Source organism: Mycobacterium sp., from assembly GCF_008709575.1.
Taxonomy (GTDB): domain Bacteria; phylum Actinomycetota; class Actinomycetes; order Mycobacteriales; family Mycobacteriaceae; genus Mycobacterium.
Genome location: NZ_VYIK01000483.1, coordinates 1 through 240, shown reverse-complemented (window position 1 = coordinate 240; position 240 = coordinate 1). Strand labels below are relative to the sequence as shown.

1 pseudogene is annotated in these 240 nt (G+C 67.1%); it reads right to left on the bottom strand.

Going from position 1 to position 240, the window contains the following annotated elements:
- A pseudogene (locus F6Q13_RS19710) lies at positions 1-240 on the bottom strand (hypothetical protein); the annotation flags it as partial.

Genomic DNA, 240 nt, shown 5'->3' with positions numbered 1-240 from the left:
TGATACAAGCTGCGCAGCGACGCAACGGCTGCGTCGGAGGGTTCTTGTGCCTCGGCTTGGTCGTTGAGCCAGTCGAGCGCGGCGTTGGCTGCCTCCAGCCGGGCCAACCGCTCTTGTTCGCGGGAGTCCTCCCGGCCGACGCCGAGTGTGCGCAGCAGCCACGGCAGGGTCATGCCCTGCAGGACGAGCGTGACCACAATCACCGCTGCCGCAACGACAATCACCAAATCCCGGTCGGGG